This window comes from Sulfurovum sp. UBA12169 (genome assembly GCA_002742845.1).
Taxonomy (GTDB): Bacteria; Campylobacterota; Campylobacteria; order Campylobacterales; family Sulfurovaceae; genus Sulfurovum.
Genome location: DLUH01000005.1, coordinates 325,500 through 347,714, shown reverse-complemented (window position 1 = coordinate 347,714; position 22,215 = coordinate 325,500). Strand labels below are relative to the sequence as shown.

Below are 22,215 nucleotides of genomic sequence, written 5' to 3'. Positions count from 1 at the left end.
ACTATAGCGTAGCACAAACGACTTTAGTCACAACAAATCCCCCCGCCACAAGCCATAGAAACATGATGGCTGAAGTATAAACGGGAGCCAGTCCCAATCCTTTGAACTTTGAAAAGCGTGTTCCCATCCCCAGCGCAGTCATTGCCATAGTTAGCAAGAAGGTGTCGATCTCGTTGATAATCTCTACAATGTTTTCGGAAATAAGGTGAAGCGAGTTAAACCCGGCAACACCGATAAAGTAAACTGCAAACCAAGGAATAACAAGCTTAACAGCGCCTCCTGTCTTGGCACCTTTCTTTCTGGCTGAGAAGCTTAGGTAGATACCCAAAATGATCAACATGGGCGCGATCATGATGACTCGTGTCATTTTGACTATTATGGCATCGTCCGCCATCTCCTGGGGTGCTCCGGGGATAGAAAATGGCACAGCAACTACCTGTGCAACCTCATGAATCGTTCCGCCTGTATAGATACCAAATTCTTTTGGATTCATATGCAAAAAACCCGAAGCATTTTCTATGAACATTGTGTAAAGTACAGGATAAAGAAACATAGATATGGTCCCAAAAAGAACAACCATGGAAACTGCGATCGCTGCCTTGTGTTCTTCTGATTTGAGTACCGGCTCCGTGGCAAGTACGGCTGCTGCCCCGCAAACAGAAGCACCGGAGGCATTTAGTATGGAGGTATCCCTGTCCATGCCAAAAATCTTTTGGCCCAGCCATGTGCCGAGTATAAAGGTAGTAGAAAGCATAATAAGTGAAACCAGAAAACCTTCCATTCCCACTGCACCAATCTCTTGAAATGTAATCCTAAACCCATAAAATACGATAGCAAAACGCAAAATTTTCTTTGCTGAAAAGGTGATGCCGCTTTCCCACGCAGCAGGAAATTTGTTGTGCAGGGTGTTGGCATAAAATATACCCATGACAATACCGATAACCAAAGGAGAAAGGCCTAGGGCTTTGATAACCCCCATATCGGCGATGTAAGTTGCGGCAGCAGAAAATATGGCTACAAATAAGATGCCATTAAGGGTACCTGAACGTTTTTGGGGAGAAAAAGGCATGCAAATTCCTTCAGTATTTTTGATAAGAATCTTGAGATTGTACTGTAAATTTGATATAATAAAAAATAAATCCAATATAAGATTATCATCAAAATATCTGAATAAAAGAGTTCAAAAATGAAATTAACTTTAAGACAAATGGAAATTTTTCTCAATGTGGTAACTTCTGGACATTTAACCAATGTTGCCAAAGAGATGAAGTTGAGTCAATCGGCTGTATCAATGTCCATCAAAGAGCTTGAAAATATTTTGGGGAAACCTGTATTTGACCGCATCAACAAAAAGCTCGTACTCAATGAGGTGGGACGTGCTTTTTATAAGGAGATCGACCCAATTTTTAAAAAGCTTGCTGATATCGAATATGAATTTAAAAATTCAGAAAATAAAGGGATGATTCGCGTGGGCGCGAGTACGACCATTGTCGATTATTTGATGCCTACCATAATTTGCAGCTATATGAGTTCATATCCCGATGTAAAAATCACCCTTAAAGAGGGAAATACAAAAGAAATTGCACAGATGATCCAGGAAGGAGCTATCGATATCGGTTTTGTGGAAGGATTGGTTTTGGGGCCCGATATCATCAAGGAGAAGATAGGCGTAGATGAACTTCTGGTAATCAGTTCAAGCCCAAAATTCAATAAGAGTTGCTATATAGATGAGTTGGCGAAAGAGAAATGGATTCTTAGAGAAGAGGGTTCGGGAACAAGAGAGGTCTTTTTAAACTATATCAAGGATAAAGTAGACAAGTTAAATATCTTTTTGGAACTTGGACATACAGAATCTATCAAAAGCATTTTGACCAATCGCGAATGTTTGACATGTATCTCTAAAATTTCTGTAGAAAATGAGCTCAAAGAAGGTAAGCTTTATCGTGTTGATGTGAAAAATTTTTATTGTAAAAGAGATTTTTTGATGATATACCATAAAGATAAATACCACAGCACGCTTTTCGAAAAATTTGTCTATTTTTCCAAGAAATTGATGATTCAGATGCTAGAATCTGATCAGAATACGAGATTTAAGCATATTAAATAATCTCCAGCGCATTCTGGTAGTCATCGGGAGTGTTGAGATTGGCAAAGGGTATGTCCGAATCAAAAGCCACATAATGTGTTTGGGCCTCCTCGAGCAGACTTTGTAAGCGGTGGTCGCCTGTAGCCAGACGGTTACGGGCCAAAGAAAGGATACTTTTTTTATAAAAACCGCACAGGGGCTGTATGCCCTTGGGACTTTTTGCTACAATCGCGTCCCATTTTTGTGAATTATTTTCTTGCAGTATTCGGATAATCTCTTTATCGACAAACGGCATATCTACGCTCAATATAAACACTTCATCTGCATTCAGGGCTTCAAAAACAGAAACAATCCCCACAAGAGGGGAGGACTCTCTCTGGCAATCAAAAATAAGTGCATCCGTGAAATCAAATTTTTTTTCTTTGGTTGAGAGATATACTTTGTGAAACAATGCAGAAAGTTTAAAATATTGAAACTCGCTGAGTGTGGGATACTTGCCAAAGGGAAGCAGGGCCTTGTCTGTCCCCATCCGTGAACTTTTGCCTCCGGCAAATACAACAGCAACACTTTGTTTTTTATTCATCTGATATATACTCTACGCTTTTGATGTACCAATAATACCAAAAATGCAATAAAAGTAATTAAGGACTCTATGAGGAAAAGGTACTCCCCGTACATTTTCCCAGAAAGAATGGCGCCCACAGAACCGCCGAGGCCAAAAGCGATACCTAAAAAAAACTGTTGCGCAAGCTTTTTTTGTGTATAAAGTGAAAAGACATAGGTAATGGCTGCGGTATGATAGAGTGCGAAGCTTACTGCATGCAGGGATTGTGAAGCAAATGTAAGAATCACTGAATCTGCAAAAAAATAAAGCATCAGCCATCTTAGAGCAGTTACGAGGGTTGCAAATTGTAAAATATGAAGTAAATTTCTTTGAAGAAGCGGGCCCTGAAAGTAGAGCATAATAATTTCACAGATTACACCAAAGCTCCACATCCAGCTTGTCATTTCAAGCGAAATACCGTGAGCGGTTTCATAGATGGTAAAAAAGTTATAAAACCCTCCAAACCCTACCTGCATTAAAAAGACAGAAGTCCAGAAAGCCCAATACTTCAAAAGAGAAAAACTGGCATCCTCTTTGGATCCCCCGTGGGGGATTGTATCGTATTGCACCAAGAGAGCACCAAATAAAAAGGTAAGCAATGCCGTGGCGCCCAGATAGTAGAGCGCGTCAAACGGTATGCTTAATTTGCGTCCCAGCCATAAAGTTATACCCATAAAACCCAAAGAGCCCCAGAGACGTATTTTTCCGTAATGATTTTTTGGCAAGGTGGCAAGAGCGATGGTTTCTACATAGGGAAGGGAAATCCCCATTGCTGCGCCAAAAAGCAGATTGGCACAAAGATAGATCCAGAAATTCTGTATGGTGATCAAAAAGAGTAATGTTCCGGTAAAAGTAACTAAAAGGGAGAAAAAATAGACTCTGGAAGTAAGAGTGAGATAGTGGCGAAAAACAAAGGGGAGTAAAAAACGCATAAAAGGCGCAGCAGCGTAAATTACGCCTACCTCAAAAGCATTGTACCCCAAAGAGAGCAATACCTTTGGCATAAAGACGACATAGACACCGACTAGGGCAAAATAAAAAAAATAATAGCCGCCCAAAAGCGGAGAAAAGAGTGTGGTTTGCAGTTTCATTCGGCATCAATAACAGCAGTGTGACTTAAAAGATCATGTAATGTTTTGTGGTCTTTTCTGAAGAACATCATGATCCAGCCGAAAAAAGATAAAAAAGATAAAACAGCACACAAATTTCTAAAAAGTATAATTCCTGCGATAGGCTTTTCTCCTGTAGATTCATCAATAATTTTCAATCCGTATGCACGGTATCCGGGTGTTTGTGCCGATTTCAACATAAACAGAGTCTGGATGATCACCAGAGGGGCAAGAATGTAAATCCATCCGGCAAGCCTGTGCGCTTCAAAATCTTCTCTTCCGTCCATGATCAAATAAAAGACCACGTACATAATGGGCATCAAAAGCATAAAACTGTCAGTTAAAAATGCTTTTATCTTTGTGGCGCTTTTGGCGTAAGCGCGTGAAGGAGAAGTGTCTATCTTTTGGGTTGATTTGTTTCCTTGCTTGATCTTTCTAAATCTATTTTTTGCCATTAAAAACTCCATGCAAGCATAGTGTAGGGGCCTTTAAAGTCAATGTTTGTTTTGAGTCCATCGGCAAGTTCGTCGCTGTCAAGGTGAAAGGCTTTATATCCCCCCTCAAGACTTAAACCTGATCCGAAGGAATAGCGGGCACCTATTTCATAGTCATAAAAAGTAGTCTCATCTGTGCTGATGGCGTTAACTTCACACTGCACGCCGATAGCGGTCCCCGGAACGGTAATTTTCGCCTTGCCGTACAGCATGGGAACTAAGCTCTCAAAATCTGTCGTCTCGTTTTGAAACAATGTGTTTACGGCAATATCGCCATTGATATATCTTAGAGTGACTCCCAGGTCGACTTCTATGTCATTGTCCAAAATTTCATAATAGGGGGTGATATCATAGAGCTTTAGATCCAGACTGCTTGCTACAGATCCGTCAAAAGAGATAATATTTCCCCAAAAAAAATCTGTAGTATTATTTTGTCCCGCATGCGAAAGATTTGTATAACTTATTTTCATATGGGGAAGAAAAGGGAGAGGGTGCTCAAGATAAGCTTTAAACATCACATTGTTCTCCTGCTTCCAGCCAAATGTATTTTCTAAATCAACCGCAGCATTCATAATCTCTCCCGGAAGCGTATAGGAGGCATTTCCAGAAGGAGTATGGTTAAAGATTCCCAAGGAGATTTCTCCTTGAAGTGTTTTGCCATAGAGGCTTGACAGGCCAAGAAGCGTGATAATGATAGACTTTTTCCAGTACATGGTTATTTCCTTTTTTGATATATGTCAATGATGCTTTTTAGTGTGAAAGCCCTTGAGTCATGGTAAAGATAGGAAGCAGCATTGCAGAGACAATAATACCTACCACGACACCGATGAAAAGCATCATTGCGGGTTCAAGCAGCGCCAGCAAGATTTTAAGCCGGTCTTCGTTCTCTTCGGTGTAGAGTTTGGAGATGTTGCTTAAAATATTGGCTACCTCACTGGACTCTTCGCCTAAAGCAAGGGATTGCATAAAGTTTCTTTTTGGTTTGGTCCCCTTGATCGCCTGCAGAGAGTTTGAAAGTTTGTTTCCTTCCATAACCTTGATGACAGCTTTTTCAAAAAGATCCTTTAGAGCATAATTCCCAAAAGTAGCAGCCGCGAGCTTTACCGCCTGTGCATAGGCTACTCCAGAATCCAGCATGAGCGAGAGGATGTAGGAGAATCTTCCTAGTTCATGATTTTGGATCAATGTACTTATGACGGGCGACTTAAGCCATAGGGTATCGATAAGCTTATGAAAACTTTCACTTTTTGCATAAGCTAGTTTATAGATCGCAACAATGAAAACAATTCCTATCGCTAAAGCAAGGTAATGTGCGGTTAAAAAATCACTGATATGAAGCACAAACTGCGTAATAGGCGGCAGCTGTTGATCGGTATCTTCAAAAATACTGGTAATTTTAGGTACGACAAATGTGATCAAAAAGGCAGTCATCGCAATTGCTACAGTAAAGATAATGGAGGGGTAGACCATTGCTCCTTTAACCTGCTTCTTTACTTTATTTTGGGCAGAGAAAAAATTTCCCATATTGATCAGCACCTCGACCATTTTTCCGCTTTGTCCGGCAACGTTAAGACTCTGCAGATAAAATTCAGGCAACGTATAGACTTTTTGTGTATTGAGCGCATGATAGAGAGATTTACCTTCATCTATCATTGTTTTAATGGAGTTTAGAAACGAGAGATATCTTTTTTCCTCTTCGTGTTGATTTTCCATCAATTTAATGGCTGTAAGTATAGTCATTCCTGAGCCGAGATAAGAGGAAAGCTCTTTGGAGAAAGTGCTAAGCTGCTCTCCTGACATTTGGCGCTTTGAAAACATTTCTAGAGAAAATTCTTTTGCGGGCGTCAATGATTCATAGTAAATATTTTGATTGCGGAGTTTTTGAGCAGCTTCTTCCACACTGCTTGCAGTTATTGTACCTTTGGCTTTTTTGCCTGTTTTATCAAAACCTCTATATTTAAAGAGCATTGAGCCAATATCCTTGTTGTTGATTGTTGCTATTATAACTTTTTTTGCTTTGGTTTTTAGATTGTCTTGGTTTTGTGTGCTCCATAGCAAGCAGGAAAGAAAAATTTCGTAATGCCAAATAAGCATCATTTTCTTTTCTTGAAAAAATGGTTTCCTATGTGCTTGAAAAAAATGGTATGATAACAATGTAAATGCATAATATAGTTTATAGAATGCATGGCATGCAAAGATTTTATTTTGGAGAGAAAAAGGGTGAAGATTTTCGTAGGCGCAGTCTTTTTGACACTATCATTGCTGGGCGTACAGATAGATACAAATTTATATGAAGGTGAAAATACACTTGCGTATTATGACCAGTTGGCTGAGAAACTTTCTTATGATACGGCAATGGATGATGAATCCAAGGAGCGTCTGCGAAGCGAAAAGACACTGCTTGAAAAACTTCGAATACTAATCGTAAAAGAGCCGCCGATTCAAACGTTCAGCACATCATTGATCGAAAAAGAGCAGATCAAAGATGACGAATATATAAAATTGTTCGATACTGTCGCTTCTGCGCTTGAAGAGAAAAATAAACTTGAAGCAAACCAGATGTTTATTCAAGAGAAGCTTTCCTACCTTAAAAAACGTATCGAAGGCATCTCTGATTTACAGCATCAAAGTTTGAGGCTCTATCAGCTTCAGTTTGCCTACTATAAACTCAAACAGCGTTATGACGGAATATCTATCAAAAATTATGAGCAGTTTGTCTCCGAAGGCGATAAAGTTTTGTCTATGCTCATACCGCGTATAAAGTTTGATTTGCAGGCATATGAAGTGTCTATCGCGAAAAATCAAAAAGAGGTAGAGCGCCTTAACAAAAAACTTATCGCTGCAAATCTTTCAAAAGAGCGGGAGCTTCTTTCCCAGGAGACTATTTCTCCAAAACTTGCAGACACATTTAAAAAAACAGAGAATGAGCGTGATGGTGTCCTCAGGACACTTGCGGACAAAAGATTATTGGCGGGACTCTATTATTTTCAGCAAAAAAATATTAAAGCCGTACTTTTGCAGGAAAAAGAATTTCGGTTGATACTTAAGCAGTTTTCCGGAGTAAATGCACTTTACGACGCCAAACTTATAGAGCTCGAGAAGTTAACGAAAGGCAGTGGAGATTCTATCAATTATAATGTTTTGACACTAAAAGAGAATCTTTTTACAGCATATGAAAACTTTTCTTCCTATATTCGCACCCCCTTTGTCGTGCTTGATGAAACACCCATAAGTTTTTTGAGCATATTGAAGATGCTTGCCATTTTGCTTTTAGGATTTTTTGTCGCAAAGATTTATTTTAGTCTCTTTACAAAGTTGCATAAAAAACGCAAAGATATGAGGGCTGTTTCTATCAAAGTTGTGGCAAACATGGGCTCAACCTTCATTATTTTTATCGCATTTGTTGTTGCGATGAGCAGTATCGGATTAAGCGTGGCCAATTTGGCTGTAATTGCCGGTGCGCTCTCTATCGGGGTCGGGTTTGCCCTAAGAAGTATTGTTTCAAGTATGATTTCGGGAATGATTTTGCTGAGCGAAAAGTATATTAAGATCGGGGATTATGTTCGTATCAATGAAACATTAACGGGAAAAGTGATTGATATAGGATTCAGGGCAACCGTAGTGAGGACAATTGACAATATTGACATGATCGTTCCCAATAGTGATCTGATTGATAAGCAGGTGATCAACCTTACGTTTGAAGATCGCATACGCAGGATCTATATATCCTTTAAGGTTCCTTACGGCACCAATATTAAAAAAGTAAGATCTTTGATCTTAGAAGCAGTGCTTGCAAGCAATATTAAATTACTCAGAGATGTACCAAGAAGAAGGCCGGCGGTGTGGATGCGTGCAGTCGGCGAAAGTTTTATCGAGTTGGATCTTCTTGTTTGGATCGAGGGAATAAAGCCTTCTACAAAATCGGAACTTCTTATTTTGATCTATGAAACGCTTACTGCCAACGGTATTGCGATGCCTCATCCTCAATTGGATCTGCATATAAAAGACCGTCGTGTATTGAACGCATTGCGCTAAAAGTTTGCTTAAATTCACAATGGGTTTTTTTGTATCGGGGTGCAGATAATGAATCGATTTGTTGCTCTTTATTTCTTTTTTTTAGCATTGTTGTTTGTGTTTTTATATGCCCCCACCACGGAAATATCTGTTATGCTCAATGAGACACAAACACAGTTGACACTCTTTCTTTTGAAATGGTTTTTGCAGCCGCAACAGCTTCAAGGCATCGATATTTGGATCAACCCGCAGTATAAGATTGTCATTACACAGGCCTGTAACGGTATGATCCCAATTCTTTTTTTGTTTGCTTCAATCCTTGCTTACCCTTCAACCATATTGCATAAAATCATTTGGATGCTGATTGGATATTTGTCCTTTACTGTCATAAATGTTTTGAGACTTTTAATGGTGGTATATTTTGTTCAGCGTGAAGGCGGAAGAGATAATTTTTATTGGGCGCACGATCTTTTGGGAAATTTTTTGCTGATGATTTTGGGATTGTTGCTTTTTTTTGCCTTCATCAAAATGCGTAAAGTTTAAAAACTAAATCGAAAATAGCTTGATGAGTAGGCATCTTTGAGCAAAATTTGATTAAAAGTTGCAGCATAGCCGTATTCTTCTTCTTCGGAAGGAAGGGTTTCTCTGGATTCAGGAATAAAAATAGCTCTTTTATTTTTTTTCAATATCTCCTTGCTTTTGGATGATTCTATATAAAAATCATTTTGTAAAAGCGAATAGGCATCTTTAGTATCTTTGTGGTACCGTAAAACAAAAGGAGTCAAATAGAGCGAGTCTTGCAAAGAGAGTTTGTTTCTTTCTGAGATATAAACCGCCTCTTGATGATTGTCGCTGTGAAGTTTCAGTACGAAAATAATGGAAACAGAAATAATCAAAACCGACACAAGAACTTCTATAAGGGTAAAAGCAGAGCGAAGCCGTTTCAATAAAAATCCCCATTGTCAGATAAAAGCCTGCTGTTTTCAAGCCAAATCTCTTTGGCCTCTTCAATCGTTTTGGTTTCTGTGGGTTCTTTGAAAAAAGCAGGAAGAAAATAAGCCTTGTCTTGTTGTTGCAAAATCAGTTGCGTGCTGCTTCCGTTGGGATAAAAATCGATCAGTAGACATATTTTGTCATCTTGGTAGCGCCCATATTCAACAGCAGCAAGATCATTGCCGCTGTTGAGAGTATATGCTTTGGTGTTTGCTAAGTCTATACCATTGTCGTACACCTCAAAAGAGCCGTCCGTTTGGCGCTTCAGATAGCATGTTTGACATTTGTTAAGACACATGAACGTCATCCGTTTTGAGGCAGTATCGTTTTTTAAGAGTGTTGACTTGAGGTTTAATGGAGTAAGCGGTTGGGGCTTACCGCTTATTTTTTCTATACCGCTTAATCCAAAAAAATAGACCAAAGAAACCAACAAAATTACCACCAAAAGTTCTATAAGTGTAAAGCCCTGACGGTATTGTATATCTTTTGCCATAAAGATATCTATTGGTTGCACTCGCTAAGAAGTATATCTTTATTGCCGCCGTCTCCTCCCTCTTTTCGGTCAGAACCGTAGCTGATGATTTCGATATCATCTCTTTTGTTGATATAGATAAAAGGAGTTTTCCATGCATCTTTTGGAAGTTCTTTAAGGTAGGGTTGTGTGCGATAATTGGGATATTTTTCTGTGTCCGGATTGCTCAGGAGTGCTTCAAAGCCCTCTTCGGTGTCGGGATAAACACCGTTATCAAGCCTGAACATGTCAAAACGTTTTTTCAAGTCATTCATTTTCAGGCAAACGGTATCTCTTTTAGCTTCATCTGCAGCATCCATCAGCCCGGGTGCAACCACCGCGGCAAGCCCGCCCAAAATAACGATAACAATAAGTAACTCAATGAGCGTAAAAGCTTTTCTGAAATGATATTTCGTTTTTTTCATGAATAATCCTTAGTTTGATTGGATATAATAATCAACAAATTCTACTTCAATAGAGCTTTTAGATGGATAAAACGATCCGATGCAGAACCAGAAAAGGATTTGCGCTTATTATCACCCTTTCTGTACTGTCTGTTATGATTGCGCTGGTGGGTATTCTTTTGGGCTATCTTGAAAAAGCAAGAACAGATGCCGCACAGACAAGAGCAATGATTCAGGCCAATCTCTATTATGTAGACATTCGTGATGCATTTAAGAAGCTTGGAAAAAACAAAAAAGAAGTCATGGAACTGCTTTATGCCTACCCTGTTCCCCTAAACTCGCCGGACGGTAAATTTTCAGTAACAATCAAGTGCGATCCTTTGGCAAACGGTATCAATATTAATTGGCTTGGACTTGAAAACAATCAGACCATGCAAATGCATTATGAGACCGCACAGCACGTGTTTGATACGATTGTTCAGACTTATAGCATCAAGGATGCCGCAAGATTGCAGGAACTGCTTCTTGAGGAGATAGGGGGGCAAAAAAAATGGGTTCAAAAAGAGCAAAGCAGGCTTCTTCAAAAAAATGGTATTATATCACGCGAACAATTTGAGCGTATTTTGACAAGATATCAGTTTGACGCAGATGATGCCGAGGCGAATGATATTGCGTGGGAAAAGTTTTTTGTTTTTGATGCGCAGCTAAAGCAGGTTGACGGCAACCATTTGTCTGCGGAGCTTATTGCTTTGCTTTTCGGTTTTGACTTAACGCAGGTTCAAAAAGATTGGATCGCCGCCGAAACAAATTTGCAGACATTTGTACAAAATAACGGCGGAGAGTATGCAAAATATGAAAAACTTTTCTATAAAGGATATATGGATGAAGCAAGATGCGAAGTTCAGTTTCCCTATGAAAATAAAAAATTTGGATTTACCTTTGTGCAAAATCATGGAGAGATAAAATATTTTGAATTTGATAGCAAATAAAAAAGAGTTGATTCTTGTGCATACGGCCATGAAGTCTGTCTCGCCGACAAAAAGTGTCAATCTTCTGTTGACGCCGCAGTTTTACACGCTCAAAAAAGAGATATTGCCGATCAAATATTTATACCAGGCAAAAAAAATAGCTCCTTCACTTTTTGAAGGCTTGCTTGACCGGAATTTCGCGTATGAATATTTTGTTTTTAAAGAAAAAGACGCATGGGTATTTATCGCCTACGATATCAATAAAATTATGGATTTTTTGAGCACAAAAGACATAAGGCCTGAGAAAGTTTCCAAGCTTTACTTTGCCCAGCAAGCGCTTGATATGCTTCATACTCCGGTATCACTTGGAGAGAAAGAAATTCTTGGGGTAATCGACCATACTGCCGTCGTCGTTCCTGCAGCGGCATTAAGGGATGCGCCTTTGGCAGGCATGCCGGATTTAGATTTTGCCTTCTCCAGAGGCGTGGCGCTGCACAATGCGTATGGATCGATTTTGAGTTTGTCCCAGGCGATTGTCATGGCCGGTATTTTCATGACTTTCGCAGCGATGTATCTTGTTGAGGGGATACGGTACGCTCAAGCCTCACAACAACAGCGTCAAGAGATAGAAGGATTGCTCGCGGCGCATCCGTCATTACAAAGCAAGTACGCCAGAGAAAGTATTGCCGCAAAATATAAAGCCATTGATAGTAAAGAGAGAAAAAAAAGAGAAACCATCAAAACACTTTCGGCGATGATCTTTCGGGGGGCGGCACTTTCTTCTTTGCAAATAAACGAGAAAAGCTTTAAAGCACGGTTTGTTTGCAAGGATGACAAAGCCGTAAAACAATTGCAGGAATTGGCAAAAAAAGAGCAGTTCAATGCATCTGTGGCCGCGAAAAGTACCGATGTGGACATAGAGGGGGCTCTATAAGTATGAAGAAATACCAAAATGAACTCATTGTCGTGATAGCGTTTTGCATGATGTGCGGAGCATATTTTTACAAACATCAGCAATTTTCTAGGCAGACAGAGGAGATAAGCAGCTTAAAACGTTCCGTTGATGAATTTAGAGAGATCGTGGCCTTTCAAAAAATATGGGACGATAAAACTATCGCCTCAAAAATAGATCAGCTGCAAACAGTGATTCCTCAATCCAAAGTAAAATGGAGCAAAACAGGAAAGAAACTTACTGCCGGCTATGATAATTTAACCGCAGTAGAACTCAATAAACTTGTTACTAAGATTTCAAACCTTGCCGTAGAGATAGAAATGTTATCGATCAATAAATCCGACTCGGTGTATCGTGTGGAGCTTAGATGCAAATGGTAAAGAAAATATTTCTGGGAGTGGCACTGATTTGGTTTGGCGCAACGGTGTTTATGCCCAAAAAAGAACTATACTACAAACTAGAGGAGATGCTTGCAAAAAAAGATATTCGTATTAACGGCGAAACCATAAAAGAGGGATTGTTTTCGCTGGATGTTCATCATCCGACCGTTTCCGTCAAGGGTATCAACATTGCAACCATTGAGAAAATAAAACTGTTCACTTTGCTTTTTTCTTCGGAGATAAAAATCCAAAATGTTGTACTCGATAAGTCTTTGAGGGAGACAGCTCCCGGGCATATAGAGGTTTTGACGCTCAAGCATGCTTTGCTTTCTCTCTTTGGGGTCTCTTTGGATGCAAATTGTGATTTTGGTGCCGTAGAAGGAGAGGTAAATCTTAAGGAACGCAAGCTGCACATTGATCTGATCGGGGCTAAAAATATCCAAGCGATACAATCGCGGCTTCGCCAAAATGAAAAAGGATGGTACTATGAAACATCTTTTTAAGCCTAAAATTTTTAGACAGGCTGTTGTGATGATGGCGCTTTTGCTTGGTATTAAGCTGGCATGGTTTGCCGTTACGCTGGCATGGCTTCCTTCAGGCGGGCTTGAGCAGAGTCAAAAAGAGAATCCTAAGCCGCTGTACTACAGGGTAAAGCTAGCACCCGGTGAAACGCTTGCGGAAACTCAAAATAAACCCTCCTCCGCCAAACCGCAGGATACAATCAGCGATATACAGCTTTTGGGGATCTACAACGCGTCGGATGCCACCGTGGTGACGGTCGTATATCAAAATAAAAGCAAAGTGCTCACCAGGGGAGATGCAATCAACGGTTTTATCTTGGAGGGAGCGGGCAATGATTTTGCAATATTTAGCAAAGCCGGCAAAACTTATCAGGTACCTTTGCTAAAAAGCAAAAGCGCACAAAACAGCATTGGCGAAATCAGCTCCTCTTTGGATGCTGCTTCTGCGGGAAGGCAAGCATCGGCCGAACCAAAAGGAGACGTGGTGGATGGGGGAGATTATAAAATCGTAGACAAATCTCTTGTGGGCCATTATGTAAAAAATATAGACGATATTTATAAAAATATAGGTATTGTTGAGATGAAAAAAGGAAATATGCTCCAAGGATTCAAGATAACTTTTGTACGCAAAGGAAGCCATTTTGAAAAATTGGGTGTCCAAAAAGGGGATGTGATTAAAGCCGTTAACGGACAAGAGTTAAACAGCTATAATGCTGCGTTTGATCTGTATAAGAACATTGAAGATATCAACAACCTTACCTTGGTAATAGAAAGAGATGAGAAAGAAATGGAGCTGGAATATGAAATTAATTAAATCGGGAAAATCAGGCATATTTATTCTGTTGTTTTTGTTGTCAGCGGGTCTTTGGGCAGAAGAAGAGACCATTGATGTTAATTTTCGCAATCTCAGTGTTAAAGATTTTATAGAGATGGTGTCAAAAATTACCCAAAAAAATATTTTGATAGAAGAGGAACCTAAGGGAATGATCAATTTTGTTTCAACCACACCTATCAAAAAAAGTTCTTTATTATCTTTGGCCAATTCCATTCTTGAAGGCAAAGGCGCAACCTTGATTGATCAGGGCGAGTACTATAAAGTTGTCAAAAGCAATGATGCTGCAGGTCAGGGGGTGCCTGTGAGCAGCAGTGTCGAAGGCGATACAATGAGGACGGTAATGTTTCCGCTTAAAAATTCCGATTCTGCCGTTGTTCGCGCCAAAATCCAGCCCCTTTTGAGTAAAAGTGCCAAAGTGATCGCCTTCAAAGAAAATAATGTATTGGCGATCACCGAAACACCCAGGGTGTTACGTTCGGCAAGCAAAGTTATCAATGCTATCGAACAAAAAGGAGAAAAAAGATCGGTGGTGGTCAAACTGAACAACTCCGGCGTCAAAGATGTTTTTCCTAACGTTCAAAATATGTCAAAGAAGCTTTTCCCTCAAACGATAGAAAGCGAACAGGTTGATATATTTAAAGATGATGCGACCAACTCGATCATCCTTGTGGGAAAAACAGACAACAACAACAGGATGATCAAATATATCAAGCAGCTTGATACTAAAGGGGAAAGCACCACCCAGCAGATGTACGTCATCCCCTTAAAGAACTCAAACGTAGAAGAGATGGAGAGCATTTTAAGCAAATTGATTGCGCAAATGAATGATGAAACCATCAAAGAGCCGGTAAAAGGGGCACAACCCCCTCAAAAAGCGATGGTAGTTTCAGACATTGAAAGAAACACCTTGATCGTCCTTGCCACAGCCGAGCAGTTCAAAAATATCAGAGCCACCGTGCAAGCGATCGACATTCCCAAGGTGCAAGTTTATGTTAAAGCCCGCATAGTGGAGATCAATACTGAGCTTGCTGAACAGATAGGACTCAAATACGGATTTGAAGGCGGCAAGATCACCTCTCAGGGACTCTTCTCAGCCGCTGCCAATACAGGAGCTTCTTCGTTGCAGGTGTCGCAAACGCTTTTAGGATTTTTGAATAATCAAACATCAACTATTGTCGGCGATAATGTGGTGACAACAAATGAGAGACCATTTCAATTCGACGAAGGGATTAAGCAGGTGTTTGCATTGGGAGCGCAGCTGGATCTGTTGAAACAAAACGGCGCAGCGCATATCCTCAGCGAACCCTCTGTGTTGTGCACCAATAATAAAGAGGCTACTATTGAGGTGGGGCAGACTCAGTCTATCCTGACGCAGGCTCAGCAGTCAACACAGACACAGGGCAACATCATCAACAGCTATTCAAGAGAAGATATCGGCATTACGCTCAAAGTGAAACCGAGGCTCTCCAGCAATAACCAGGTAACGCTCGAAGTGGAAGCAGAAGTAGAGGACATATTGCCCGGATCAAGTGCAGCCGCAGACAGGCCGACAACGACCAAACGAAAAGTAACCACCAATGCCATTGTTGACAACGGGGAAACAATCATCTTGGGCGGAATGATGAAGAACGGTGGAGGAGATACGCTCACCAAGGTACCGCTGCTTGGAGACATTCCCCTTTTGGGAAAACTGTTTGTCTCCAGGGGAGAAGGTCAAACACAAACCAATGTGGTGATCTACCTTACCCCTTATATCGTAAGAAAAAGCGGAGATCTGCAGTATCTCAGAGAGGCGCTGACAGAGCTTGAGGGTGTGCAGGAAAGATATAATACGATCGTAAGACAAGGTTTGGAGAAAAAAAGCGGATATGCAACCAGTGTGTCTAACGAAGCATCTGCAAGCCAAAGAGTCAACACTGCTCCCAAAAGCAATCTCAGTATATTGGAAGAAGGAAAGTAAAAATGCAGTTTTCTCGTCTGCAGGATGTCAATCTTGATCCTCTCTGGGAAGAAGAGATCAATCATAAGCTTGCAGTGAAGCACTCATTGCTTTTCAGTATAGTCGACGGCAAAAAAATGTGTATCGTAGAGGAGCCGACGTTGCCCCAAGCTCTTAATTATCTCTCAAAGCTCTCTTTGGAGTATCCTGTTGTGCAGGTTGATGAAGAGAGCTTTGAGAGATTAAAAAATAAATTTTTAGAAATTCAAACTGGCTCTGATTTTGAGGCGATGAGTACAACGTCAGAAGAACTGATAGAGATCGAATCAGATCTTTTGGAATTTATACGTAATTCACAGGATTTGCTCTCAAGTGAAGAGTCTGCGCCTATTATCAAACTGGTTAACTCGCTTTTTTTTCAGGCTATCCAAAAAGGATCGAGTGATATTCACATTGAAAGTGCAGAACGCAAAGGCGAAGTACGTTTTCGTATTGACGGCGCACTTAAAAAACATCTTGATCTTGAAAAGCAGATCGTTAATCTGGTTATCAACAGAATTAAGGTTATTTCAAACCTTGATATTTCAGAGAAACGTGTGCCGCAAGACGGGCGAACACAGTTAAGTATCTCCGGAAAAAGCATAGATGTAAGGGTATCCATATTGCCAACCTATTACGGTGAGAGAGTGGTAATGAGGATATTGAGCCAAAGTGAACATATCCCCACATTAAAAGATTTGGGTTTTGCAGAGAATATTACCAAGGAACTCTATAAGCTGCTCAATCATGCACATGGGATGATTCTTGTCACGGGACCAACCGGAAGCGGAAAATCAACGACACTGCACGCCTGCTTGCAGCACATTGCTACGCCCGATAAAAATATTATTACCGTAGAAGATCCCGTGGAATACAATGCGAACAACATCAGTCAAATTCAGGTAAATTCTAAAGTGGGATTGACGTTTGCGGCGGGACTCAGATCTATTTTGCGGCAAGATCCTGATATTATCATGGTTGGAGAGATCAGAGATAGCGAAACCGCGGATATTGCATTGCGTTCGGCATTGACGGGCCACTTGCTGCTTTCTACATTGCACACCAATGACTCCACTTCTTCGTTGAGCCGTCTTATGGACATGGGTATAGAAAATTTTCTTATTTCTTCGACACTTTTGGGAGTACTGGCTCAGCGATTGACCAGAAAACTGTGCGCGCACTGTAAGCAAGAAGGACCGCTGCCTCTTGATGTTGCAAAAGAGATTGATGTGCCCCCGGAGGGTATGTATTTTTATGCTTCAGGATGCAAGGCGTGCGATTTTACAGGTTACAAAGGAAGACAAGCCATAGGAGAACTTTTCATTATTGATGAGCAGGTGCGAGAGATGATGAAAGACGGATTCAATGACCACCAAATACGAGAAGCAATGAAAAAACGCGGCATGCAAACCATTTCAGATAAACTCAAAGAGATGCTTGTGGCGGGTAAAACAAGCTATGAAGAAGCTGTGCGTGTCGGATTGATGGACGGCTAGGATGCCTCTAAAAAAAGCCTTTACCTTGTTGGAGGTGCTTATTGCCATAGCGTTGCTGGGCATTATGCTTCCTGCGCTATACAGCGGGGTGGAGATGCTGCGCCAATCCAATCATCACCTTTTCGAGTCTTTGGAAAAAGCAAAAAAAGCAGCGAAGGTGACCGAGGTGCTTTATTTGGATATTTTAAATTCAGACGGAAAATTGGATATAAAAAAAGATGAATTTTTCAGGCTTTGCATTGAAAATACTAAAAATTCCATTTATGCGCTTCCTGTAGCAAAAGTATGCTGGGTTGTCTCAAAAGAACAACATGCTCTGTTGCGGGTGGAAGGCAACGGCTATGATCTGCCCTTGGACTCTGAAGACAATGTGGAGATTGATGTGGTGATACCGCATGTCGAATTGTTTGATGTATACCGCAGTAAAGACAAAAGTAAAGTATTGGTTTTGATAGAGGAGAAAGACAAGGATCCTATAACTTTTATGGTGCAAGGCGTATCTGAGTCAGAGCAAAAAAAACAGACTGCGCAAGTGCAGGAACAAGAACAGGCTCCTGAATCATCCCCGTCGGATTTATCAAATTCTGAGGTAAAATAATCAAAAGATAAGCACACTCCTTTTTAAAATTAGTTACAATAATTTGTTATCACCAGAAGGAGTAATGCGTGCAGGCAATATATGAAAAATTAGGTTTATTTTATCTGGGTAAAGATGTTGACAAAACGTTGATGAAGGCAACGGATGTCTTAACGCTTCTTAAGAACAAAGATTTTACTACACACGCAGCAATTATAGGAATGACGGGTTCAGGAAAAACAGGCTTGGGGGTCGGTCTTATTGAAGAAGCCGCGATGGACAATATACCTTCGATCATTATCGATCCTAAAGGAGATATGGGCAACCTGTGTTTGACCGATTCTGAATTTTCTGTACAAAATTTTAAAATGTGGACAGCAGATGAAGCAAAATCCAAAGAAGCAGACCCTTTGGAATATGCGCAAAAGACAGCCAATGAATGGAAAGAAGGCATAGAAAGCTGGGGACAGCCTGTAGAGCGCGTTCAAAAATTTCAAAATATTAAAAAAACAATTTACACCCCTGGAAGTACAGCCGGTGTGTGTATCAATGTCATGGGAACCATGGACGCGCCGCCTTCTCAGATTATGGAGGAGGCCGATACGTTCGCATCATATCTGAAAAGTACAACAACCAGTTTACTCTCTTTGATTGGAATAGAGGCTGACCCTATGGAGTCTAAAGAGTACATTCTTTTGGCACAAATCATTTCACAGGAGTGGATGGCAGAAGAAAGTTTGTCTATTGAGGGAATGATAACAAAAATCATCAACCCATCTTTCAGGAAGATAGGCATCCTTCCCCTGGATGATTTTTATCCGCAACCAGAGCGCTTTAAACTGGCAACAAAATTTAATGCACTGCTTGCTTCTCCGGGTTTCTCTGTATGGCTTCAGGGCGACAGTATGGATATTCAAAAACTGCTTTATGATGAAAACGGTAAAGCAAAAATAGCTATTTTTTCAATTTCCCACCTGAACGACAACGAGCGTATGTTTTTTGTAACTTTATTGCTAAATAAGTATATTGCATGGATGCGTAGACAAAGCGGCACATCGACACTTAAAACATTGCTCTATATGGATGAAATATTTGGCTTTTTCCCGCCCACAAAAAATCCGCCGAGTAAAGAACCGATGCTTCTTTTGCTTAAACAAGCAAGGGCATTTGGTATAGGTGTAGTACTGAGTACACAAAACCCTGTAGACTTGGACTATAAGGGGCTCTCAAATATAGGCACATGGTTTGTGGGGAGATTGCAAACGACTCAAGATATAGACAGAGTCATTGACGGACTTGGCGGCAAGGTAGGCTCCAGTTTCAATAAAGATGCAATTAGGCAGCTTTTGGCCAATTTGCCAAAAAGAACATTTTTTCTTAAAAGTGCCCATTTGGACGATATTAGGCTCTTTGAGACGCGCTGGGTGATGAGTTACCTTAAGGGACCTCTTAGTAGAGAAGAAATTTCCAGAGTCATGGAGGTGCAAAAACAACAAATCCCCTTGAGCGTAGATCATTTACCATTCGCTACTGCAAAAGATACAGTATTTGCAAACTATCAAAATATCGATCCATCGATACCTCAGTTTTACGAGCCGGATATTTTGCAAACCCATTATTACCATCCAACGCTTGGTGCCATAGCAAAAGTACATTTTGTTCAACAAGCACGAGGCATAGATCAGGAAAGAGTATTGCATTTGTCGTTGCCTCTAAATGTTGCTCAGCAGCGACTTGTTTGGAGTGATGCCAATGATGAAAGCCATTTTGAAAAATTTCCGCATATACCGCCAAGCGGAGCAAAATTTGCATCACTGCCCGATATTATCTTAAAAGATAAAGGCCTAAAACAGGCCATGCGCGAACTCAAAGAGGTGCTCTACAGGGAGCAAAATTTAGAGCTCTATCGGTGCGCCGCGCTGAAGTTGGAATCCAAAGCTGATGAATCAAAATCAGATTTTCTCGTTCGGGTACAAGATAGTTTGCAGGCACAAAAAGAAGCAGAGATAGAAAAACTCAAAATACACTATGCAGGCAAAGAAAAAGTGCTACAAGAGAAACTTTTTAGGGCAAATGAACGTATTGAAAAGGAATCCTCTGACTCTACCGGCTCGATGATAGAAGCCGGTATTGCTGTGCTGGGCGCACTCTTTGGCCGTTCAAGTTCAACAAAAATTGGCCGTGCGGTAAGCAAGGGAAGTAAAATACTCAAAGAGAGAGGAGAGATGAATTCGGCCCATGAACGCGCAGAATTGATAAAAGAAGAGATAGATGCGCTAGAAAGCGAATTTGAAGATAAAGCGGATGTGCTTAACGAAAAGTACCATATTGATCAGTGCAGGATTGAAGTCGTGCCGCTAAAACCGCGCAAGACAGATATAGATATAGAATTATGTGCGATAGTATGGAGAAATATAAGCCAAGAGGGAAGAAGCTAAAACTAGCTTCTGCTGCCAGGCTTGATTGCTTTGCTTCCTTGTTTGCAAAGAGGACACTCTTCTGGTGTATACATTTCAAACTCAAAATCAGCCAAGGCAAAAAATGGTAATTCTTGAGAGAGTTTGCATTCTGGTTTGGATAAATTTTTCGTGCCCTCTCTTTGACAAAAGCCCCTATTGGCTAATGCGGCAAAGCCAACCACTTCTGCGCCAAGTGTTTCTATGATTTTTGCAGCCTCCATGGCGGAGCCACCGGTTGTAATGATATCTTCGCAAATGAGTACTTTTTCTCCTTTTCGCACTTCAAAACCTCGGCGAAGCTCCATTTGCCCGTCTTTCCGTTCAACAAAAATACTTCTGACTTCTAAAGCGCGCGCCAACTCATATCCGGCGAGCACACCGCCAAGTGCGGGTGCACAAACCGTTTCTATTTGAATGCCTGACTTTCTGATTTGTTCGGCTAAAGCTTTAGCAAGTAAAGCAGCCCTTTTGGTATCTTCTAGAACTTTCGCACTTTGTAGGTATCGGTTGGAATGGTTGCCGCTTGAGAGGACAAAATGTCCTTCTAAAAGAGCACCCGCATCTTTATATATCTGTTCAATATTCATGCAGGCTCTCTTATATTTTTAAGATATCAGCTTCTTTTATTCTAAGAGCTTCATCTACTTTTATGATATATCCATCAGTAATTTTTTGTATTTCATCAAGACCTTTTTTTATCTCATCTTCGCCTGCAACCTTTTCTTTTTCAAGTTTTTTTACCTGGTCATTGCTCTCTTTTCTGATATTTCTTATTGCTACCTTGGCTTTTTCGCTCATTGCTTTGGCTTGTTTTACAATATTTTGTCTTTGTTCTATTGTCATTGGAGGAAAAAAGAGTTTAATGACACTTCCGTCATTATTCGGATTTACACCGATATTGGCCTCTTGAATGGCTTTTTCAATCTTATTTACAAGATTTTTTTCCCACGGGGTGATAGTGATGGTGGTAGCATCTGTTGCGATTACGTTTCCAACTTGAGTTAAAGCAGTTGGCGTGCCATAATAATCCACTTTGATGTGATCTACAATTGAGGTGGTTACTTTTCCTGTTCTAAGAGTGGTGAAGTCTCTTCTGAGCGCGTCGATACTTTTTTCCATATTCTCTTTTGTATGATTGAAAATTTCGTTTAGCATAATTGTCTCCTATAAATAAATTCTTATACGCTACGGATAAATCCACATCTTTGCATTCTTAAAAGTTTTATTGCGAATGTGCCCAAGAAAGTTTTCGTATAACTTTAAAAGAAATTTTACCCTTTATGTACTTCATACAAGATGAGATTTGTGCAGGGATAGCTTTGGCTCTGTTGGCAAGATTTTTTCTTGCGCCAGAGCTAAAGTTTTAGTTGTTTTCTGGAGCAGCAGGGACAGCAGGTGCTGTCGGAGTTGAATTCGCCGGAGAAGAAGGAATAGCCGCGTTGTTCTCGGGCACAATGGTGTCTGCAACAGAACTGGTGTTAGCACTTGTATAGAGATACCCAAGAGCAAGTGTATTTATGATAAAAAGAAAAGCGAGAACGAAGGTGAGTTTAGCAAGAAATCCTGTAGGTCCTTTCGCTCCAAATACGGATTCATTGCTGCCGCTATATGCACCTAGTCCTATGCTTGAACTTTTCTGTAACAATACGATAATAGTAATACCAATTGCCAATATAATCTGTGCAACTAAAAGTGTTGATGTCATTTATTCCTCTTTTTGACTGTTTTTGCATTATTCAATAGCCCAAAATAATTTGGGTATAATATCGGCGATTATACCCAAAAAAGCTTGAAGCAGCAATGAAGTTTGATGAAAGTGGTGAGAAGAGTGCAT

At 40.5% G+C, this 22,215-nt stretch carries 24 protein-coding genes; 12 read left to right on the top strand and 12 right to left on the bottom strand.

The window, feature by feature from the left end; all coding sequences use genetic code 11:
* Position 1 precedes the first annotated feature (1 nt).
* The gene (locus CFH81_06725) at positions 2 to 1,069 is read right to left on the bottom strand and encodes a YeiH family putative sulfate export transporter (protein DAB39908.1); all 1,068 of its coding nucleotides are present in this window, start codon (positions 1,067 to 1,069) and stop codon (positions 2 to 4) included.
* 117 nt (positions 1,070 to 1,186) lie between these two features.
* Between CFH81_06725 and CFH81_06720 the strand changes: the two genes are divergently transcribed.
* Positions 1,187 to 2,107, top strand: a complete 921-nt coding sequence (locus CFH81_06720; protein ID DAB39907.1) for a LysR family transcriptional regulator — start codon at positions 1,187 to 1,189, stop codon at positions 2,105 to 2,107.
* Here CFH81_06720 and CFH81_06715 read toward each other — a convergent pair.
* The 5 genes from CFH81_06715 to CFH81_06695 are packed head-to-tail and all read right to left on the bottom strand — an operon-like array spanning position 2,100 to position 6,261.
* Entirely contained in the window at positions 2,100 to 2,669 is a 570-nt protein-coding gene (locus CFH81_06715) for a molybdenum cofactor guanylyltransferase (protein ID DAB39906.1), read from the bottom strand. The two genes, CFH81_06720 and CFH81_06715, sit on opposite strands and share 8 nt — an antisense overlap.
* A complete protein-coding gene (locus CFH81_06710; GenBank protein DAB39905.1) occupies positions 2,666 to 3,781 on the bottom strand; it encodes an MFS transporter in 1,116 nt (371 codons plus the stop codon). The genes CFH81_06715 and CFH81_06710 overlap by 4 nt, the downstream gene beginning before the upstream one ends.
* Positions 3,778 to 4,254: an RDD family protein gene (locus tag CFH81_06705; protein ID DAB39904.1), complete on the bottom strand. Its 477-nt coding sequence runs from the start codon at positions 4,252 to 4,254 to the stop codon at positions 3,778 to 3,780. The genes CFH81_06710 and CFH81_06705 overlap by 4 nt, the downstream gene beginning before the upstream one ends.
* The gene (locus CFH81_06700) at positions 4,254 to 5,006 is read right to left on the bottom strand and encodes a hypothetical protein (GenBank protein DAB39903.1); all 753 of its coding nucleotides are present in this window, start codon (positions 5,004 to 5,006) and stop codon (positions 4,254 to 4,256) included. Before CFH81_06700 ends, CFH81_06705 begins: the two co-directional genes overlap by 1 nt.
* Positions 5,007 to 5,043: 37 nt before the next feature.
* On the bottom strand, positions 5,044 to 6,261 hold the full coding sequence (locus tag CFH81_06695; GenBank protein ID DAB40448.1) for a secretion system protein F: 1,218 nt from the start codon (positions 6,259 to 6,261) through the stop codon (positions 5,044 to 5,046).
* 216 nt (positions 6,262 to 6,477) lie between these two features.
* Here CFH81_06695 and CFH81_06690 point away from each other — a divergent pair, with 216 nt between their 5' ends.
* Both CFH81_06690 and CFH81_06685 read left to right on the top strand, forming a co-directional pair.
* The gene (locus CFH81_06690) at positions 6,478 to 8,328 is read left to right on the top strand and encodes a hypothetical protein (GenBank protein ID DAB39902.1); all 1,851 of its coding nucleotides are present in this window, start codon (positions 6,478 to 6,480) and stop codon (positions 8,326 to 8,328) included.
* A gap of 48 nt (positions 8,329 to 8,376) precedes the next feature.
* Entirely contained in the window at positions 8,377 to 8,850 is a 474-nt protein-coding gene (locus tag CFH81_06685; protein ID DAB39901.1) for a hypothetical protein, read from the top strand.
* Here the strand turns inward: CFH81_06685 and CFH81_06680 are convergent.
* The 3 genes from CFH81_06680 to gspG are packed head-to-tail and all read right to left on the bottom strand — an operon-like array spanning position 8,847 to position 10,236.
* Positions 8,847 to 9,254, bottom strand: a complete 408-nt coding sequence (locus CFH81_06680; protein ID DAB39900.1) for a hypothetical protein — start codon at positions 9,252 to 9,254, stop codon at positions 8,847 to 8,849. The genes CFH81_06685 and CFH81_06680 overlap by 4 nt on opposite strands.
* A complete protein-coding gene (locus CFH81_06675) occupies positions 9,251 to 9,793 on the bottom strand; it encodes a prepilin-type cleavage/methylation domain-containing protein (GenBank protein DAB39899.1) in 543 nt (180 codons plus the stop codon). The genes CFH81_06680 and CFH81_06675 overlap by 4 nt, the downstream gene beginning before the upstream one ends.
* Positions 9,794 to 9,801: 8 nt before the next feature.
* The gene (gspG, locus tag CFH81_06670) at positions 9,802 to 10,236 is read right to left on the bottom strand and encodes a type II secretion system protein GspG (protein DAB39898.1); all 435 of its coding nucleotides are present in this window, start codon (positions 10,234 to 10,236) and stop codon (positions 9,802 to 9,804) included.
* 62 nt (positions 10,237 to 10,298) lie between these two features.
* On the opposite strand from gspG, the gene CFH81_06665 reads away from it, so the two are divergent.
* The 9 genes from CFH81_06665 (at position 10,299) to CFH81_06625 (ending at position 20,360) form a co-directional block, all read left to right on the top strand.
* Positions 10,299 to 11,204, top strand: coding sequence for a hypothetical protein (locus CFH81_06665; GenBank protein ID DAB39897.1), 906 nt, complete (start codon positions 10,299 to 10,301; stop codon positions 11,202 to 11,204).
* Positions 11,185 to 12,117 (top strand): hypothetical protein, encoded by a 933-nt coding sequence (locus CFH81_06660; protein ID DAB39896.1) that lies wholly within the window; start codon positions 11,185 to 11,187, stop codon positions 12,115 to 12,117. The genes CFH81_06665 and CFH81_06660 overlap by 20 nt, the downstream gene beginning before the upstream one ends.
* A complete protein-coding gene (locus CFH81_06655) occupies positions 12,114 to 12,515 on the top strand; it encodes a hypothetical protein (GenBank protein DAB39895.1) in 402 nt (133 codons plus the stop codon). The genes CFH81_06660 and CFH81_06655 overlap by 4 nt, the downstream gene beginning before the upstream one ends.
* On the top strand, positions 12,503 to 13,018 hold the full coding sequence (locus CFH81_06650; protein ID DAB39894.1) for a hypothetical protein: 516 nt from the start codon (positions 12,503 to 12,505) through the stop codon (positions 13,016 to 13,018). Before CFH81_06655 ends, CFH81_06650 begins: the two co-directional genes overlap by 13 nt.
* Positions 13,002 to 13,850, top strand: coding sequence for a hypothetical protein (locus CFH81_06645; protein ID DAB39893.1), 849 nt, complete (start codon positions 13,002 to 13,004; stop codon positions 13,848 to 13,850). The genes CFH81_06650 and CFH81_06645 overlap by 17 nt, the downstream gene beginning before the upstream one ends.
* The gene (gene gspD, locus CFH81_06640) at positions 13,837 to 15,831 is read left to right on the top strand and encodes a type II secretion system protein GspD (protein DAB39892.1); all 1,995 of its coding nucleotides are present in this window, start codon (positions 13,837 to 13,839) and stop codon (positions 15,829 to 15,831) included. Before CFH81_06645 ends, gspD begins: the two co-directional genes overlap by 14 nt.
* A 2-nt stretch (positions 15,832 to 15,833) precedes the next feature.
* Positions 15,834 to 17,345 (top strand): general secretion pathway protein GspE, encoded by a 1,512-nt coding sequence (locus CFH81_06635; protein ID DAB39891.1) that lies wholly within the window; start codon positions 15,834 to 15,836, stop codon positions 17,343 to 17,345.
* 1 nt (position 17,346) lies between these two features.
* Complete coding sequence (locus CFH81_06630; protein DAB39890.1) at positions 17,347 to 17,943, top strand: prepilin-type cleavage/methylation domain-containing protein; 597 nt, start codon at positions 17,347 to 17,349, stop codon at positions 17,941 to 17,943.
* Between the two features lie 68 nt (positions 17,944 to 18,011).
* Complete coding sequence (locus CFH81_06625; protein DAB39889.1) at positions 18,012 to 20,360, top strand: hypothetical protein; 2,349 nt, start codon at positions 18,012 to 18,014, stop codon at positions 20,358 to 20,360.
* A 2-nt stretch (positions 20,361 to 20,362) separates the two neighbouring features.
* Here CFH81_06625 and CFH81_06620 read toward each other — a convergent pair whose 3' ends face one another.
* The 3 genes from CFH81_06620 to CFH81_06610 form a co-directional block, all read right to left on the bottom strand.
* The gene (locus CFH81_06620) at positions 20,363 to 20,968 is read right to left on the bottom strand and encodes an orotate phosphoribosyltransferase (GenBank protein ID DAB39888.1); all 606 of its coding nucleotides are present in this window, start codon (positions 20,966 to 20,968) and stop codon (positions 20,363 to 20,365) included.
* Positions 20,969 to 20,978: 10 nt separating this feature from the next.
* Positions 20,979 to 21,539 (bottom strand): ribosome recycling factor, encoded by a 561-nt coding sequence (locus tag CFH81_06615; protein DAB39887.1) that lies wholly within the window; start codon positions 21,537 to 21,539, stop codon positions 20,979 to 20,981.
* A 205-nt stretch (positions 21,540 to 21,744) separates the two neighbouring features.
* Complete coding sequence (locus CFH81_06610; protein ID DAB39886.1) at positions 21,745 to 22,086, bottom strand: preprotein translocase subunit SecG; 342 nt, start codon at positions 22,084 to 22,086, stop codon at positions 21,745 to 21,747.
* Between the last annotated feature and the right edge of the window lie 129 nt (positions 22,087 to 22,215).

What these genes read in the sequence shown, in the direction of transcription:
- CFH81_06725 (DAB39908.1), bottom strand. Translation starts at nt 1,069, where the DNA reads ATGCCTTTTTCTCCCCAAAAACGTTCAGGTACCCTTAATGGCATCTTA.
- CFH81_06720 (DAB39907.1), top strand. Translation starts at nt 1,187, where the DNA reads ATGAAATTAACTTTAAGACAAATGGAAATTTTTCTCAATGTGGTAACT.
- CFH81_06715 (DAB39906.1), bottom strand. Translation starts at nt 2,669, where the DNA reads ATGAATAAAAAACAAAGTGTTGCTGTTGTATTTGCCGGAGGCAAAAGT.
- CFH81_06710 (DAB39905.1), bottom strand. Translation starts at nt 3,781, where the DNA reads ATGAAACTGCAAACCACACTCTTTTCTCCGCTTTTGGGCGGCTATTAT.
- CFH81_06705 (DAB39904.1), bottom strand. Translation starts at nt 4,254, where the DNA reads ATGGCAAAAAATAGATTTAGAAAGATCAAGCAAGGAAACAAATCAACC.
- CFH81_06700 (DAB39903.1), bottom strand. Translation starts at nt 5,006, where the DNA reads ATGTACTGGAAAAAGTCTATCATTATCACGCTTCTTGGCCTGTCAAGC.
- CFH81_06695 (DAB40448.1), bottom strand. Translation starts at nt 6,261, where the DNA reads ATGCTCTTTAAATATAGAGGTTTTGATAAAACAGGCAAAAAAGCCAAA.
- CFH81_06690 (DAB39902.1), top strand. Translation starts at nt 6,478, where the DNA reads ATGGCATGCAAAGATTTTATTTTGGAGAGAAAAAGGGTGAAGATTTTC.
- CFH81_06685 (DAB39901.1), top strand. Translation starts at nt 8,377, where the DNA reads ATGAATCGATTTGTTGCTCTTTATTTCTTTTTTTTAGCATTGTTGTTT.
- CFH81_06675 (DAB39899.1), bottom strand. Translation starts at nt 9,793, where the DNA reads ATGGCAAAAGATATACAATACCGTCAGGGCTTTACACTTATAGAACTT.
- gspG (DAB39898.1), bottom strand. Translation starts at nt 10,236, where the DNA reads ATGAAAAAAACGAAATATCATTTCAGAAAAGCTTTTACGCTCATTGAG.
- CFH81_06665 (DAB39897.1), top strand. Translation starts at nt 10,299, where the DNA reads ATGGATAAAACGATCCGATGCAGAACCAGAAAAGGATTTGCGCTTATT.
- CFH81_06650 (DAB39894.1), top strand. Translation starts at nt 12,503, where the DNA reads ATGCAAATGGTAAAGAAAATATTTCTGGGAGTGGCACTGATTTGGTTT.
- CFH81_06645 (DAB39893.1), top strand. Translation starts at nt 13,002, where the DNA reads ATGAAACATCTTTTTAAGCCTAAAATTTTTAGACAGGCTGTTGTGATG.
- gspD (DAB39892.1), top strand. Translation starts at nt 13,837, where the DNA reads ATGAAATTAATTAAATCGGGAAAATCAGGCATATTTATTCTGTTGTTT.
- CFH81_06635 (DAB39891.1), top strand. Translation starts at nt 15,834, where the DNA reads ATGCAGTTTTCTCGTCTGCAGGATGTCAATCTTGATCCTCTCTGGGAA.
- CFH81_06630 (DAB39890.1), top strand. Translation starts at nt 17,347, where the DNA reads ATGCCTCTAAAAAAAGCCTTTACCTTGTTGGAGGTGCTTATTGCCATA.
- CFH81_06620 (DAB39888.1), bottom strand. Translation starts at nt 20,968, where the DNA reads ATGAATATTGAACAGATATATAAAGATGCGGGTGCTCTTTTAGAAGGA.
- CFH81_06610 (DAB39886.1), bottom strand. Translation starts at nt 22,086, where the DNA reads ATGACATCAACACTTTTAGTTGCACAGATTATATTGGCAATTGGTATT.